This is a genomic window from Virgibacillus salexigens, assembly GCF_014905415.1.
In the GTDB taxonomy this organism is placed as follows: domain Bacteria; phylum Bacillota; class Bacilli; order Bacillales; family Amphibacillaceae; genus Virgibacillus; species Virgibacillus salexigens.
The window spans coordinates 1-317 of sequence record NZ_BNEO01000099.1; the positions used below are offsets into that span (position 1 = coordinate 1).

The 317-nt window shown below is 43.2% G+C and carries 1 protein-coding gene; it reads right to left on the reverse strand.

What is annotated here, in order from left to right:
* Positions 1 to 317: TRAP transporter substrate-binding protein DctP (dctP, locus tag JKP73_RS22410; protein WP_200412009.1), on the reverse strand; the 317-nt coding region annotated here is incomplete at both ends.

A 317-nucleotide genomic window follows, 5' to 3' on the forward strand; every position in this document is an offset into this window, starting at 1 on the left:
CATCTTGCTGTAATCCATGATACAGCTCTCCCCAAGAGATGGATGATGGAATGGCACCCGTAGCTTCCGAGACGTCACCGATCACTCCGGATGTCTGCGTCCGTAAAGAAACCCCTTTCAAATCATCCACTGATTCTAATGGTTTTTTTCCGTAGAAATGCCTTACTCCTGCCGTCCAATAGCCTAATAGTTTAAAGGCGTTGTTTGACTTTTCATTAATGATCTTCCCCATTTGCTGGCCAACTTCACCATCAACGACACGTAACCAATGTTCATAACTATTAAATAAGTACGGTGCTGAAAATAAGTCAACCTCT